Annotated in this window: 17 protein-coding genes; 6 read left to right on the top strand and 11 right to left on the bottom strand. The window is 62.8% G+C overall.

Going from position 1 to position 14,555, the window contains the following annotated elements:
• Window positions 1-118: 118 nt before the first annotated feature.
• From WDM24_RS42090 to WDM24_RS42070, 5 genes are read left to right on the top strand one after another with little or no spacing between them, the layout of a single operon-like run.
• Window positions 119-1,057, top strand: coding sequence for a class I mannose-6-phosphate isomerase (locus WDM24_RS42090; RefSeq protein ID WP_338829884.1), 939 nt, complete (start codon window positions 119-121; stop codon window positions 1,055-1,057).
• Complete coding sequence (locus WDM24_RS42085; RefSeq protein ID WP_338829883.1) at window positions 1,054-3,339, top strand: glycosyltransferase family 4 protein; 2,286 nt, start codon at window positions 1,054-1,056, stop codon at window positions 3,337-3,339. Before WDM24_RS42090 ends, WDM24_RS42085 begins: the two co-directional genes overlap by 4 nt.
• Before the next feature lie 33 nt (window positions 3,340-3,372).
• Window positions 3,373-4,671: a glycoside hydrolase family 130 protein gene (locus WDM24_RS42080; RefSeq protein ID WP_338829882.1), complete on the top strand. Its 1,299-nt coding sequence runs from the start codon at window positions 3,373-3,375 to the stop codon at window positions 4,669-4,671.
• 59 nt (window positions 4,672-4,730) lie between these two features.
• Window positions 4,731-4,973 (top strand): hypothetical protein, encoded by a 243-nt coding sequence (locus tag WDM24_RS42075; protein WP_029082496.1) that lies wholly within the window; start codon window positions 4,731-4,733, stop codon window positions 4,971-4,973.
• Window positions 4,974-5,016: 43 nt separating this feature from the next.
• Complete coding sequence (locus tag WDM24_RS42070; protein WP_029082495.1) at window positions 5,017-5,217, top strand: hypothetical protein; 201 nt, start codon at window positions 5,017-5,019, stop codon at window positions 5,215-5,217.
• Between the two features lie 53 nt (window positions 5,218-5,270).
• On the opposite strand, the gene WDM24_RS42065 is transcribed toward WDM24_RS42070, so the two are convergent.
• The gene (locus tag WDM24_RS42065) at window positions 5,271-5,828 is read right to left on the bottom strand and encodes a cytochrome P460 family protein (RefSeq protein WP_338829881.1); all 558 of its coding nucleotides are present in this window, start codon (window positions 5,826-5,828) and stop codon (window positions 5,271-5,273) included.
• A 261-nt stretch (window positions 5,829-6,089) separates the two neighbouring features.
• Between WDM24_RS42065 and WDM24_RS42060 the strand changes: the two genes are divergently transcribed.
• A complete protein-coding gene (locus WDM24_RS42060) occupies window positions 6,090-6,437 on the top strand; it encodes a DUF6665 family protein (protein WP_338829880.1) in 348 nt (115 codons plus the stop codon).
• Window positions 6,438-6,482: 45 nt separating this feature from the next.
• On the opposite strand, the gene WDM24_RS42055 is transcribed toward WDM24_RS42060, so the two are convergent.
• The 10 genes from WDM24_RS42055 to WDM24_RS42010 all read right to left on the bottom strand — a co-directional run bounded on the left by WDM24_RS42055 (window position 6,483) and on the right by WDM24_RS42010 (window position 14,470).
• The gene (locus WDM24_RS42055; RefSeq protein ID WP_166300081.1) at window positions 6,483-6,851 is read right to left on the bottom strand and encodes a hypothetical protein; all 369 of its coding nucleotides are present in this window, start codon (window positions 6,849-6,851) and stop codon (window positions 6,483-6,485) included.
• 283 nt (window positions 6,852-7,134) lie between these two features.
• Window positions 7,135-7,401 (bottom strand): DUF1150 family protein, encoded by a 267-nt coding sequence (locus tag WDM24_RS42050; RefSeq protein WP_029082491.1) that lies wholly within the window; start codon window positions 7,399-7,401, stop codon window positions 7,135-7,137.
• Window positions 7,402-7,451: 50 nt separating this feature from the next.
• Window positions 7,452-7,877 carry an Hsp20 family protein gene (locus WDM24_RS42045; RefSeq protein WP_029082490.1) on the bottom strand — a complete coding sequence of 142 codons (426 nt, stop codon included), beginning with the start codon at window positions 7,875-7,877 and terminating at the stop codon, window positions 7,452-7,454.
• A gap of 75 nt (window positions 7,878-7,952) precedes the next feature.
• Window positions 7,953-8,105 (bottom strand): hypothetical protein, encoded by a 153-nt coding sequence (locus WDM24_RS42040; RefSeq protein WP_338829879.1) that lies wholly within the window; start codon window positions 8,103-8,105, stop codon window positions 7,953-7,955.
• A 46-nt stretch (window positions 8,106-8,151) separates the two neighbouring features.
• Window positions 8,152-9,234 (bottom strand): sn-glycerol-3-phosphate import ATP-binding protein UgpC, encoded by a 1,083-nt coding sequence (locus WDM24_RS42035; RefSeq protein ID WP_166300077.1) that lies wholly within the window; start codon window positions 9,232-9,234, stop codon window positions 8,152-8,154.
• Complete coding sequence (ugpE, locus tag WDM24_RS42030; protein ID WP_029082488.1) at window positions 9,234-10,082, bottom strand: sn-glycerol-3-phosphate ABC transporter permease UgpE; 849 nt, start codon at window positions 10,080-10,082, stop codon at window positions 9,234-9,236. Before ugpE ends, WDM24_RS42035 begins: the two co-directional genes overlap by 1 nt.
• Complete coding sequence (gene ugpA, locus WDM24_RS42025) at window positions 10,082-10,963, bottom strand: sn-glycerol-3-phosphate ABC transporter permease UgpA (RefSeq protein ID WP_338829878.1); 882 nt, start codon at window positions 10,961-10,963, stop codon at window positions 10,082-10,084. Before ugpA ends, ugpE begins: the two co-directional genes overlap by 1 nt.
• 152 nt (window positions 10,964-11,115) lie before the next feature.
• Entirely contained in the window at window positions 11,116-12,432 is a 1,317-nt protein-coding gene (ugpB, locus tag WDM24_RS42020; protein WP_338694224.1) for a sn-glycerol-3-phosphate ABC transporter substrate-binding protein UgpB, read from the bottom strand.
• A 200-nt stretch (window positions 12,433-12,632) separates the two neighbouring features.
• Window positions 12,633-13,838 (bottom strand): CaiB/BaiF CoA-transferase family protein, encoded by a 1,206-nt coding sequence (locus WDM24_RS42015; protein ID WP_338829877.1) that lies wholly within the window; start codon window positions 13,836-13,838, stop codon window positions 12,633-12,635.
• 206 nt (window positions 13,839-14,044) lie between these two features.
• A complete protein-coding gene (locus WDM24_RS42010) occupies window positions 14,045-14,470 on the bottom strand; it encodes an organic hydroperoxide resistance protein (protein ID WP_212392942.1) in 426 nt (141 codons plus the stop codon).
• Window positions 14,471-14,555: the final 85 nt, after the last annotated feature.

Raw genomic sequence — 14,555 nt, 5'->3', positions numbered from 1 at the left:
AATCGTTGTGACAGCGCGCTGTTGCGAAGCGCGACGTCTTAGCCACGCCAAACCGTCTGAGCGGAAATCGACCAGCGGCATGTCGTTTCGACATGCGCGTTTTGGGTCAGGACAATCGATGACCATCGAGCAGGCCTCGATACAGATCACCCGCAAGCCGTGGGGGTGTGTCGATCTGCGTCCCTGGAGCCGCATCGACGCTTCCGCCGATCCGGTGGGAGAATTGTGGCTTGAGCGTACGGGCGTGAGCGCGCCGATTCCGGCACTCCTGTTCAAACTGCTGTTCACCAGCCAGCCCCTGTCGATCCAGGTTCATCCGGATGATGAGCTTGCGCACGCCCTCGGTCTGCCGAACGGGAAAACCGAGGCCTGGTACATCCTTTCGGCGGCGCCGGGCGCGCAGGTTGCGCTGGGGCTAAAGCAACATCTCACGCCGCAGGCTTTGCGCGCAGCGATCAGGGACGGCTCGATTGCCGGCCTGGCGCAATGGTATCCTGTCGTGAAGGGCGACGTCATCTTCGTCCCCGCCGGCACAATTCACGCGCTCGGAGCCGACATCGTGCTCGCCGAGATCCAGCAGCGCAGCGATACGACATTCCGTTTGTTCGACTTTGGCCGGAATCGCGAGCTGCATGAGGATAGCGCCGTGGCGGCCTCGGTTGCGGGGCCACCCCCAACGCAATCGCCTCCACGACGTCTCACCGATGTCCGGAAGGTTCTCGTCGCAAATCCGCATTTCATTCTTGAGCAGATCGACCTTCAGGCGAATTCGCGTTGGGCGCTCGATACCGATCGGGAAACCTGGATCCTTGTGATCGAAGGGAGCGGGCGCATCGGGTCGACCGCTACCTCCGTTGGGGACGCAATCTTTGCCGAAGGCGACAGCGCCGACATCGCGGTTGGCCTGCAGGGGATGAGTATTTTGATCGCCTATCCGGGACCTGATCCAATTGCAGCCCTGCTGCAGGATTGCGCAGAACGAACGACCAAATCTGCCGCCGCATCCGGCGTCGTGCACGCTCCGACATCAAGCCGGATCATCGAGGTACAGACATGACACCGCCCCGCCGTATCGCCATTATCGGCAACTCGTTGCCGCGCCGATGCGGAATTGCAACCTTCACGACAGACCTGCGAAACGCGATATCGGTTTCGCGCCCGGATCTTGAGGCCTGCATCGTGGCGATGACCGATCGCGGTCAAGTCTATGATTATCCCTTGGCGGTCGCTTTTCAGATCAAGGACGGCAATCTCGAAGATTACACGCGCGCCGCGGATTTCCTCAATGCCGGCCAGTTCGACATCGTGTGCCTGCAGCACGAATTCGGGATTTTCGGCGGTGAAGCCGGTGCTCATATCCTCGTGCTGCTGTCGCGCCTTACCATGCCGGTGGTGACGACGTTCCATACCGTGCTGGCCGATCCGACGGCCAGGCAACGTATGGTCATGGAGCGCATCGTCGATTTGTCGTCGAAGGTCGTGGTAATGGCCGACAAGGGGCGCGAGCTGTTGCGCGATATCTATCTGGTGCCGGAGGACAAGATCGAGATCATCGCCCACGGCATTCCCGATGTCGCCTTTGTCGAGCCTGATGCAGCGAAGGCGAGGCTCGGATTTGAGGAAAAGTCAGTCATCCTGACATTCGGCCTGTTGTCACCGAACAAGGGCATCGAAGTCATGATTGACGCCATGCCGTCGATCCTGAAACGCTGCGCGGATGCGGTGTACGTCGTGCTCGGCGCAACACACCCCAACCTGGTTCGAAACCAGGGCGAGGGGTATCGCGAGGGCCTGATGGCGCGAGCGCGCGAACTCGGAATAGACGGTCAGGTGGTGTTCCTCGACCGGTTCGTCGATCTGGCGACACTGCTCGAATTCATCTCGATGTGCGACGTTTACGTCACGCCCTATCTCAACGAAGCCCAGATGACGTCAGGGACCCTGGCCTACAGCTTCGGACTGGGGAGGCCGGTCGTTTCGACGCCCTATTGGCACGCGCGCGAGCTGCTGGCAGATGGATGCGGCGTTCTGGTGCCTTTCGGCAACGCCTCGGCGATCGGCAACGAAATCGCAAAGTTGCTCACCGATGACGCTCGCCGGCAGGCGATGTCGCGGCGCGCCTACGCGGCGAGCCGAACGATGACATGGGAACGCACGGCCGAGCGTTACATGGCGGTCTTCGAGACTGCACGGCAAGCGCACAGGCCGAAGCTCTTCGCGCGCTCCGACGTAGGATCGCCGGAGCTCCGCAATCCCGCGCCGCCGGACATGCAGATCGGCCACTTCCTGTCGATGTGCGACGATACCGGCCTGTTCCAGCACGCGGTCCATTCGGTGCCCGATCGCGCGCACGGCTATTGCGTCGACGACAATGCCCGCGCACTGCTGCTGGCCTGCGCACTGAACAATCCGGGTGAACAGCCGCTGCCGGAGCTGTTGACGACTCGCTTTGCGGCTTTCGTGCAGCACGCGTGGAACCCCGATACCAGGCAGTTTCGCAATTTCATGGGCTTCAATCGAACCTGGCTTGAAGACAAAGGTTCCGAAGACAGCCATGGGCGAACGCTATGGGCCTTGGGCGAGGCCGCGCGCAGTGATCTGAGCCCGTCGCGGCGCCGATGGGCCGCTGCCTTGTTCGCCGAGGCATTGTCGACTGCGGAGAGCTTTCGTTCACCGCGAGCGTGGGCATTCATGCTTCTGGGCCTGGACGCCTATTGCGCAGTGACTCCGGACGATCTCCACGCCAGGGAGATCCGGCTGTCTCTTGCCGACCGCTTGATGTCTTGCCTGGCGTGTGTCGAGACGCCGGACTGGGTGTGGTTTGAAGAAGGGCTGGCTTACGACAACGCGCGGCTGCCGCAGGCCTTGATGCTGACGGGCGTGGCGACGAAAGTGCCAGAATATTTCGATGCTGGATTAAGGTCCCTGCGCTGGCTCATGACGCAACAAACCACAGCAGCGGGTCATTTCCGGCCGGTCGGCACCGCCGGGTTCGGCGAGCAGCGGCAACATCCCCGTGCCTTCGATCAGCAGCCCGTGGAAGCAACGGCGACGATCGCAGCCTGCCTTGCGGCCTGGCGCGCGAGCGGCGATGCTGAATGGAAGGCCATGGCAGCGCGCGCCTTCGGCTGGTTTCTCGGCAGCAACGATCTGTCGGTGGCGTTGGTCGATTCGCAAACTGGAAGTTGCCGCGATGGATTGCACCCCGATCGTGCCAACGAAAACCGCGGTGGCGAATCGGTTGTTTGCTATCTCCTCGGACTTGCAGAGATGCGCCAGCTCGCGCGCGTCAACACCAGCCTGACCAAGCCTGCGGCCTTGCGGGCTGTAGGCGCCTGAATTTCACCTCCAATCCAGCGAGCCGAGGATACCGTGTCACAAGCTACTTTCCTGAATCGGCAGGCGCTTCATCTGCGCCCCGATCCCGCGCGGGTCATCGTGCGGCCGTTCAAGCCGGCGACTGAACCGCGCGATCTGAATCCGACCGATAAAATACGCGCAAATCATATCGTCGATCGGGTTCTCGCACTCGATCCGGATGCCGTTGCCGCTCAGCTCGCGGACGTCCTGGACAATTTCCAGGGCCGCCATCGGAACCTGTTGGAGACCTTCGAAGCCCGCGCGGATGAAATGGAAGACGCGTTCGCGACGCATGGCGTCTTTTCAAAGACCCAGCGCCAGCTGGTTGGCGCCTATTTTCTCAGTGAGTATTCGTTCGAAGCCTCCGCCTTGTTCAATCCCAGCATCGTGCCGCACCCCGATCAATCGGGTGCGCCGAACGGCGGCATACGCGTCGTCATCAGTCTGCGTGCGATCGGCGAAGGGCACGTGTCGTCACTGACTTTTCGAACCGGAACGATCGCTGCCGATGGCAGCCTGACCGTTGATCCGACGGCGCGCCTCGCCTCGCTACCCCGGATTTCCCATCGCATATCCGGTCCGGACGGCGAGCGTGTCGAGTTGACTTTCAAGGGTGAGGAAGAGCTCAGCGAGCGCGTCATCTTTCCCATCACCGAATCCCAATCCAACGGCATCGAGGATGCGCGCTTTGTTGAATTCAGCGACGGTGATCGAAAAACCTACTACGCGACCTATACGGCCTACAGCGGACGGGCGATCCGTTCCGAATTGATCGAGACCAGCGACTTCATGTCGTTTCGACTGACGCCCTTGCGGGGCGCCGCGGCACGCAACAAGGGCATGGCGCTGTTCCCGCGCAAGATCGACGGCAGATACGCCATGATCGCGCGACAGGATAACGAGAACCTGTACCTGATCTTTTCAGACGACGTCTATACATGGGAAGGCGGTCAGGCCGTTCTGCGGCCGCAATTTCCCTGGGAGTTCGTCCAGATCGGCAATTGCGGGTCGCCGATCGAGCTTGATGAGGGTTGGCTGCTGCTGACGCACGGTGTTGGCCCGGTCCGCAAATACTCGATCGGGGCGGCGCTGCTCGACAAGCGCGACCCATCCAGGGTGCTGGCACGCTCGAGCGAGCCGTTGTTGCGGCCTGAACCGTCCGAGCGCGAAGGCTACGTCCCCAACGTCGTCTATACCTGCGGTGCGATGAGGCACAATGACCAGATCGTTTTGCCATATGCCGTGTCCGACACCTTTTCCAGTTTCGCCACGATCAAGATTTCTGCGCTCATAGAAGCGATGAAGCGCTGAGCGCGGCCGTTCGCAGTCGTTGGCATCAACCGCGTCGCTCGGCAGCTTAAGGAGCCATCATGGCCCGCGAAACAACCTACGTCGTGCAGGCATTCAACGCCGGCAAGGGCGGACATCTGAAGCCCGACTCTCCAATCGTCTGCAAGACGGCAAATGGCGCGCTGCGAACAGCGGAGAGACTGGCGTTGAGCAAGCTCGCCGTCGTTGCATTTTCGTCCACCGGCGACCCGGAAATGGGCGACTATGATGATGAGCCCATGGTCTTCTTCCGGAAGGGCGATCTTCCGGCTGCGTTCGGCTGAAGCCCTGGTTGCGAACGAGGAAGGTATGTAAGGGAAAACCCGGATGAGCGAGCGACTTGAAACACTGAAGAAGGCCCGCGATCGCATGATCGAGGAGAGGGACACACATGCGAAGGTGCTGGCCGCTCCCTTTGACCGTGACAAGGCGGAGCGGGCACGCAGCAAGTTCGTCGAGGTTCAAGCGTTGATCGAAGCCCTGGACCGCGCCATCAGCGCGGAAAACTTCGGTTCAGCGAGAAACTGAAGCCGGATATCCGCGCACGGCTGACGGAGCGTTAGCTCGCGCAATCCGGCCTTTCACCGCTTTCCGTACTCGGTGAATACATAGTCGCGGTTCTGCACGACCGTGTGGCACGCATAGCCGCACTTGGCGTCGTTTTCCTGCGGCGGATTGTCCGCCGTGGTTGCGGGCCTGAATACCTCGGTCGCCGCGTCATACTCGAACGCGCCGTATCCCCATCCGCCGCTGTCGGCGAACCTCTTGCTGTCCTTCACCATGAAGTCGACGTCGTGCTGGGCGCCCGGCACCGTGGGCTGGCCGGGATACGCTTCCTGCTTTTTCAGAAGCCAATGAATCTTCGCCATCTTGGCGCCGTCCGGGAACGGCTTGCCATTGCCGGGCACGCCCTCCCTGTAAGCGCCGATCATCGCCGGATTGCCCAGGATCACGGCAATGACGCCTTCGTTCTCGCTGATCGCGATCACCGACCAGTCCTCGTATCCCCTGAACTCGGAGAATGCGAGCCCACCAGGCACTTGCAGAGTGTATTTGTCCTGCGCGGAAATCGCGATGCCGGTTGCCAGGATGGCGATCGGCACCGAAGCAATGAGACTGATCAGCGAGCTCTTCTGCATGGTCGCATCTCCCTCAATCGATTTGGCGGCGGATAATCTTTTGCTGCAAATTCCCCTATCGCGTTGCGTTCATCGAGGCTCAGCGCTGCGCGGACCGTTGGTCGCGAGGCCTGATTACAGCATGGAATGGCGCCGAGCGAAATGAGGCCGCTGCATGGGTCTGCTGCCCAAAGCACCGGCGTGAGCGCCTATTGACAAGCGTTCCATCACGCCAGAAGAATCTGGGGCGCATCATCATGCACGCGGCCCCAGGGAATACCGATGTCCCTCGACTTTCGCTTTCGTACTCCCCTCGACGTCCTCGCTTACGAGCTCGCCGAGGAGAAGGCTTCTGCGCTCGGACGAATGGGGCGTGCGCTGGAACAAGCCCTCGCCAAATTGCGCGAGTTCGATGCCGCGCAACTGGCCTCGGGCGCGCCTGCATCCAGGCCGCAGGCGCGGCGCGTTCTGGTGCGGGAGGCCGGCCACGCGCTCTGGATGTTCGTGGTGCAGCGGGAGGCTTGTGGCATGCGCGACAGCCGCGCGATCATGCGCACCTACAATGTGCCGGGCGAGGTGCAGCTGTGCATGGGCCCGATGCTCGCCACGTCTACGCGGATCGTCACATGATTGATGCGTTCCGCCGCCTGTCGCGGCCCAGTCTCAGCCCGCGGCTCAAGTAGGAGACCCACCGAGCGGGGGTGGAGTTGTCTGCGCGCCATGCGTCGCGTGCGCGTTCTCTTCCGAAGCAACTTTCGATCCAACAAGGAGGCCCGCGATCATAACCGGTAGCAGCCCGGTCGGAAGCAACACATAAACACCCTGCCGCCCTTGCAGCGCTGGAAGGATCCCGCCCGCTATCCACGACGCGTACGGCACCAGCGCTCCCAGGGAAACAAGTCCTCCCAGCAGCGCATAACTCAGCGGTGACGGTTCGATACGATGCCTGCTGAGAGCAATGATGGTACCGACGATGCCGAACAGAAATCCGCCGGCGATGCCGCCCATGATCGTGACAGCGGGCACGAACAACACCAGCAACATGACAAAGCTGCCGGGTTCTCTCGACCAAGCAAGAGTGAGGCAGCAGGCGACGACAAGCGAGGCCAGTCCGCCAAACAGAACACCCCAGTTAGACGATCTACTGATCATAGGCACCGCGCACCCATGGCGTCATATCGGGGAAGCTTACCGCGGGCTTCGTTAAAGTTGTGACAACTGCAACTACCCGCAGGACGGAGCCCAAAATAAGAATGCGCGGGCCGCCTCGACCGGTGTCGAGGCATGCCCGCGCATTGAATTCGCGGATGCTGAATTCAGCGCAGCGTCAGTGGACGCTAACGGCCTGCAGTTCGTTGCTCCAGGCGTTCGCGATCGCGGCTTCGCGGCTGTCGGTCAGCATGATCGGCGTGCCGTCGGCGGCATGCAGTGCGAACAGCTTGAGGCCCGGCGCGATCTTCGGCGCCTGCGGAAAGAGGTCGGGCACGTCCTCGGAACGGACCTGCTTCACATAGGCGATATGGCCCTCGCCCAGATGGGCCAGCGCTTCCGGCGTGACGCTGTCGGACTGGTAGATGATACTCGCTTCACTCATGGTCTCGACTCCTCAGTCAGATAAGCGGTCGAGTCCGCTCCTGGTTTCTATTATTCGTGTTCACTGATAGCGATTGTCTTAACGACCCGTTCAGGTTCTGGCCTGGCCAGGTCGATCGACAACAGCCCGTTCTTCAGATCCGCGCCCAGCACCTGCATCCCCTCCGCCAGCACGAAGGTGCGCTGGAAGTGGCGCGCGGCGATGCCGCGATGGATGTATTGCCGAGCCTTGTCGTCCTGCTGGCGGCCGCGGATGACGAGCTGATTTTCCTCAATGGTCACATCGAGTTGGTCACGGGTGAAGCCCGCCACCGCCAGTGTGATGCGAAGCCGCTCAGGCTGCCCGTTGGTACGGTCGCACCGCTCGATGTTATAAGGAGGATAGCCGTCGGCGCCCTTCACGACGCGGTCGAGCGCACGCTCGATCTCGTCGAATCCCAGAAGGAACGGACTGGACAACGATGGAACACGAGACATTACAAAGTCCTCTCGAAGCGACTTTGAGGGGCCCTTGCGGCACCCCATGCAACCGGCGGGCCGCTTGCCCGTCGGTCACAAGCCAATATGGGAGTGATCTGGATAGCGTTCAAGCGCCTCTGAAACCAGCGTAAATGCCGCCTGGAGCATATCGGGTCTGATGAAATCAGAACCGAAGCTCCAGCCTTTTGTTTTGACCGCGTTTTCTTCACGCGAACCGGCGTCCACTTCGCTCGAAAACGCGCCAGCATGGCTCCCAATCGTTCCCGATTGGTTATTGCCCGACCCGCTTGCGGCCGTCAGCGGTAAAAAGATGCAGTTTGTCCCGCGGGGCGACCGCCCGGATCTGCTCGCCGATGGCGGGGCCGGTGGCGCCGGGAACCCGGACGATCACCTCGCCCGGCGGCAGCTCGCCGGGATTGGCGGCCACGCTTTGCTGCTCGCGCTGACGGCTGCCATAGACGAAGGTCTCGGCGCCGACATGCTCGATCGCCTCGACGGTCAGGCCGAGCGCGACGCCGCCGGATACCGTCTCGTTGGTAATGACGAAATCCTCCGGCCGGATCCCAGCAATGCCGGCGCCATCGGCGCCCGTGATCTGGGACTTCAGCTCGTCCGAGCGCAGCGGCATCAGGTTCATCGGCGGCGCGCCGATGAACGAGGCGACGAAGGTGGTCGCCGGCCTCTGATAGATGTCGAGCGGATTGCCGATCTGCTCGACCTGGCCGCCATTCATGACCACGAGGATGTCGGCGAGCGTCATCGCCTCGAGCTGGTCGTGGGTGACGTAGATCGAGGTGGTGTTGAGCCGGCGCTGCAGCTTGCGGATCTCGACCCGCATCGCGATGCGCAGCTTGGCGTCGAGGTTCGACAGCGGCTCGTCGAACAGGAACACTTTCGGCTGACGCACGATGGCGCGGCCCATCGCGACGCGCTGGCGCTGGCCGCCGGAGAGCTGGCGCGGCTTGCGCTCCAGCATCGGCGAGAGCTCGAGCACGCGGGCGGCTTCCTCCACCCGGGTCCTGATCTCGGTCTCGGCCATGCCGCGGTTGCGCAGGCCGTAGGCCATGTTGTTGTAGACGCTCATGTGCGGATAGAGCGCGTAGTTCTGGAACACCATCGCGATGTCGCGATCGGCGGGCTCGATCTGGTTGACGACGCGGCCGCCGATGTCGATCTCGCCGCCGGTGATGGTCTCGAGCCCCGCGACCATGCGCAGCAGCGTGGACTTGCCGCAGCCGGAGGGGCCGACCAGCACGCAGAACTGGCCGTCGCCGACGTCGACATCGACGCCCTTGATGGCCTCGAAGCCGCCGGGATAGGTCTTGCGGACGCTGCGCAGCGTGACGTTAGCCATTACTTTTCCGTCTCCACCAATCCGCGCACGAACAGTTTCTGCATCGCGACCACGACGAACACCGGCGGCAGCATCGCCAGCAGCGCGGTCGCCATCACCACCGGCCATTCGGTCAGCGCGTCGGTCGTGGTGATCATCTTGCGAATGCCGACCTGGATGGTCTGCATGTCGTCGCGCGTGGTGATCAACAGCGGCCAGAGATACTGATTCCAGCCGAGGATAAACAGGATCACGAACAGCGCGGCCATGTTGGTGCGCGACAGCGGCAGTAGCGTATCCCAGAAGAAGCGGAACGGGCCCGCGCCGTCGATCCGCGAGGCCTCGAGCAGTTCATCCGGCACGGTCATGAAGAACTGGCGGAACAGTAGCGTCGCGGTGGCCGAGGCGATCAGCGGCAGCGACAGGCCGGCATAGCTGTCGAGCAGATGCAGATCGGCGACGATCTTGTAGGTCGGGTAGATGCGCACCTCGACGGGCAGCATCAGGGTGATGAAGATGATCCAGAAGATCGCCATCCGGAAGGGAAATCGGAAATACACGATCGCGTAGGCCGAGATGATCGAGATCGCGATTTTGCCGACCGCGATCAGGAGCGCCATGATCAGCGAGTTCAGCATCATGTTGAGCACCGGCTCGCGGGTCGAGCCGCTCGTGCCGACAAACAGCGTCTGGTAGTAGGTCTCGAGGAAGTGGCCGCCCGGCAACAGCGACATCTGGCCGTTGGCGATGACCGCGTTGTCCTGGGTCGAGGCGACGATCGCGAGATAGACCGGGAAGGCAACGATCGCGATCCCGATCCACAGGATGGCGTGAGCCAGATAGCGCTGGAAGCCTTCCTCCTCGACCATCAGTAGGTCACCTTGCGTTCGACGAAGCGGAACTGGATGCCGGTCAGCACGACGACGATGACCATCAGGATGACCGACTGCGCCGCCGAGGAGCCGAGATTGCCGCCGAGCAGACCGTCGGTATAGACCTTGTAGACCAGCGTCTCGGTCGCCTTGCCCGGACCGCCGCGGGTCATGGTGTCGATGATGCCGAAAGTGTCGAAGAAGGCGTAGACGATGTTGATGACCAGGAGGAAGAAGATGGTCGGCGACAGCAGCGGGAAGATCACGGTCCAGAACCGCCGCATCGGACGGGCGCCGTCGATCGCGGCGGCTTCGATCACGCTCTTCGGGATGCTCTGCAGGCCGGCGAGGAAGAACAGGAAATTGTAGGAGATCTGCTTCCAGGCCGCGGCGAGGATGATCAGGGCCGCCGCCTGGTCGCCGTTGAGCAGCGGATTCCAGTCGATGCCCATGCCGCGCAAATAGCGCGACAGCACCCCGAGCGAGGGGTGCAGCATGAACACCCAGAGCACGCCGACCACCGGCGGAGCCACCGCGTAGGGCCAGATCAGCAGCGTGCGGTAGAGCGTCGAGCCGCGCAGCGGCCTGTCGGCCATCACCGCGAGCAGCAGTGCGAACGACAGCGAGGAGACCGCGATCGCGAACGAGAACACGAAGGTCCTGACGATCGCCGCGAAATAGGTCGGGTCCTTGAACAGTTCGAGATAGTTCTCGAACCAAACGAAGCTGGTGGACAGGCCGAAGGCGTCCTGCAGCAGGAAGGACTGGATCACCGCCTGCACGGCCGGCCAGTAGAAAAAGATCAGGACGATCGCGAGTTGCGGAGCAACCAGCGCGTAAGGCAACAGCTTTGATTGGAAAATCGCTTGCTTTTGCATGGTCTCGGCAAAAAGGGCAGGCCGCGAGGTCGCGGCCTGCCGGGGGATGGCCCTAAAGCGCGACGAGATCGTCGCGCTTTAGCTCGTCGTTTGGGCATGATCTTTCCGGAAAACCGCTTCGCACTTTTCCGGATCATGCCGAAGGCATCATGTCAGCGGACGGCGGTCTTTTCAAACTGCCGCAGCATCTGGTTGCCGCGCTCGACGGCGGCGTCCAGCGCCTGCTTGGCGGTCTTCTTGCCGGCCAGCGCCTGCTCGATCTCCTCCGACCACATGTCGCGCAGCTGCACCATGTTGCCGAGGCGCAGACCGCGGGAATTCTCGGTCGGCTCCTTGTTGGTGAGCTCGAGCAGCGGGGTCTCGAGATAGGGCTGGTCCTTGTAGAAGCCCTCTTCCTTGGCCTTGGCATAGGCTGCCTTGGTGATCGGCAGATAGCCCGAGGCCTTGTGGATCCAGATCTGGCGGTCGGTGTCCGAGAGGAAGGTCAGGAACTTGGCCACGCCCTTGTATTCCTCGGCCGATTTGCCGCCCATGACCCAGAGCGAGGCGCCGCCGATGATCGAGTTCTGCGGCGCGCCCTTGACGTCGGGATAGTACGGCATCGGCGCCGCGGTGAAGTTGAACTTGGCCTGCGCCTTGACGTTGCCGAAGAAGGCCGACGAGGTCAGGTAGATCGGGCACTCACCCGAGGTGAAGCGGCCTTCGCCGGTGTTGGTGCGGCCGGCATAGTCGTAGATCTTGTCCTTCTGCAACTCGACCAGAGTCTCGAGGTGCTTGACCTGCAACGGGCCGTTGAATTCGAGCACGGTGTCGAAGCCGTCGAGGCCGTTGGCCTTGCTGGCGAGCGGCACGTTGTGCCAGGCCGACAGCTGCTCGAGATTGACCCAGGTGACCCAGGAGCCGGAGAAGCCGCAGGTGGCGTAGCCGGCCGCCTTCAGCTTCTTGGCGTCATCGAACAGTTGCGGCCAGGTCTTCGGAATCTCCGCGATGTTGGCCTTCTTCAGCGCGTCGAGATTGACCCACATCACGGTCGACGACGAGTTGAAGGGGAATGACAGCATCTCGCCCTTCGAGGTCGAGTAGTAGCCGGTGATCGCGGGCAGGTAGACGCTCGGATCGAACTTCTCGCCGGCATCGGCCATCAGCTTGTAGACCGGTTTGACGGCGCCGGTGGCGGCCATCATCGTCGCGGTGCCGACCTCGAACACCTGCATGATATGCGGCGCGTTGCCGGCGCGGAAGGCGGCGATGCCGGCGTTCATGGTGTCGGCGTAGCCGCCCTTGTAGGTCGGGATGACCTTGTAGTCGGATTGCGCGGCGTTGAAGTCGTTGGCCAGCTTGACGATGACGTCGTTGTTGGCGCCGGTCATCGCGTGCCACCACTGAATCTCGGTCACCGCAAATGCTGGCGACGCGAATGCAAGCGCGGCAGCGGCTGCCGCAGCAGCGCCGAGTCGTCGAAAGATCATCAAAACCCCTCCCGGTTGGAACGCCATCTTTCGTTGCGCGCGTTAACAGCGCCGGATGACGTTCAAATGACCGTATAAACGAAAGTCATGGTAGGGGGGAAGCCGAAGCAAAGGGAAGCGGTAAAAAAGGCGGAGATTGCGGCCGCGTCCGTGCGGTGCAACGCCGGACGCGACGTTGCACCGCAGAGCAGGCGTGAGGTTTAGCGCTTGCGCTGGGGACCGCAGACCACGCCCTTCTCAACCAGGCCGTTGATCTCGTCCTTGGAGTAGCCGAACTCGCCGAGCACTTCCGCGGCGTGCTGGCTGAACTTCGGCGGCGTGCGGCGCAGGCTCGGCTTGGTGCGTTCGAGGCGGATCGGCGAGGCGACGCCCTTGTACCAATCCTTCTCGATGACGTCGCCGCGATGGATGGTGTGCGGGTTGGTCAGCGCCTGGTCGATCTTCTGCACCGGGCCTGCCGGCAGGCCGGCCGCGAGCAGCCGGTTGCACAGCGGCTCGGCCTCGTGCTGGCGGAACACCGCGGCAAGCTCCGCCCGCAGCGCATCGCGGTTGGCGATGCGGTCCTTGTTGCGGGCAAAGCGCGGATCGGTGCCGAGCTCCGGCTTGCCGATTTCCTTGGCGAGCTTGCGGAAGGTGCCGTCATTGCCGACGCCGATGAAGATGTTGTCGGTCTTGGTCGGGAAGATCGCGTAGGGCACGAGGTTGGGATGCTCGTTGCCGGTGAGCGACGGCGGCTTGCCGTGCATGAAATAGTTCGCGGTGTGCGGATGCATGATCGCAAGCCCGGTCTCGTACAGCGTCGTCTCGATGAACTGGCCGAGCCCGGAGCGCTGCCGCTCCGACAGCGCCATCAGGATGCCGATCGCCGCATAGAGACCGGTGGTGATGTCGACCAGCGGCACGCCGATGCGCATCGGGCCGCTCTCCGGCGAGCCGGTGGCCGCGATCATGCCGGTCATCGCCTGGATGATCGCATCATAGCCCGGATTGCCGCCGCGCGGGCCGTCGGCACCGAAGCCGGAGATCCGGCAATGCACGAGGCGCGGAAACCTCGCGCGCAGCACGTCGTTGCCGATGCCCCATCTGTCGAGCGTGCCCGGCTTGAAATTCTCGATCAGCACGTCGGCGGTCTCGAGCATCTTCATCAGCACCACGCGTCCGCCCTCGGAGGCGAGGTCGAGGCCGATCGAGCGCTTGTTGCGGTTGATGCCGACGAAATAGGCCGCGTCTTCCTCGTGGAAGGGAGGGCCCCAGTCGCGCACCTCATCGCCGGCGGGCGGCTCGACCTTGATCACGTCGGCGCCGTGGTCGGCGAGGATCTGGGTGCAATACGGGCCGCCGAGCACGCGCGTCAGATCGATCACGCGCAGTCCGGTCATCGCGCCCGTAGCCGCTGGGGTATTCATGGAAGCAACCTTCGCTCAGTTGGGACTCAAAACGAGGCCCCAGAGCTAACGGTCTTCGGGCGAGGCAGCAATGCTCCCGTCCGCGCAGGCCCATGCAGTGGGCCGCGCCTGCGTTCGCCAAGCGAACTGGCATTCGAAATGCAATGATCTCCTGCAAATGCAATGGTCCGCCACGCTGATGTGGCGGACCATTGGCGGAAGGCGAATTAGACGACGCTCAGCTTGACGTCGACATTGCCGCGGGTCGCGTTGGAATAGGGGCACACCTGGTGGGCCTTTTCGACCAGCGCTTCGGCCTCGGCCCGGGGAAGGCCGGGCAGCGAGACGGCGAGCTCGACGGCGAGGCCGAAGCCGCCTGCAGAGCGCGGGCCGATACCGACCGTCGAGGTCACCGAGGCGTCGGCAGGAACCTTCGGGCCGCCCTGCGAGGCCACGAACTTCATGGCGCCGATGAAGCAGGCCGCATAGCCGGCCGCGAACAGCTGCTCCGGATTGTTGCCGGCGCCGCCGCCGCCACCGAGCTCCTTCGGGGTGGTGAGCTTGACGTCGAGCGCGCCGTCGAGCGTCGCCGCATGGCCGTCGCGGCCGCCGGTTGCCTTGGCGCTGGTCTTGTAGAGCACGTTCACAGACATGGTGGTCTCCCTTGGGTTTGGACTTCGGTGGACTTGAGTTCGTGTTCGACGAACGGTATATTGCACGCAATTAGATTGCGCACAA

It is taken from the genome of Bradyrhizobium sp. 27S5 (genome assembly GCF_037217225.1).
Classification (GTDB): Bacteria; Pseudomonadota; Alphaproteobacteria; order Rhizobiales; family Xanthobacteraceae; genus Bradyrhizobium; species Bradyrhizobium septentrionale.
This window is presented reverse-complemented; position numbering and strand designations above follow the sequence as displayed.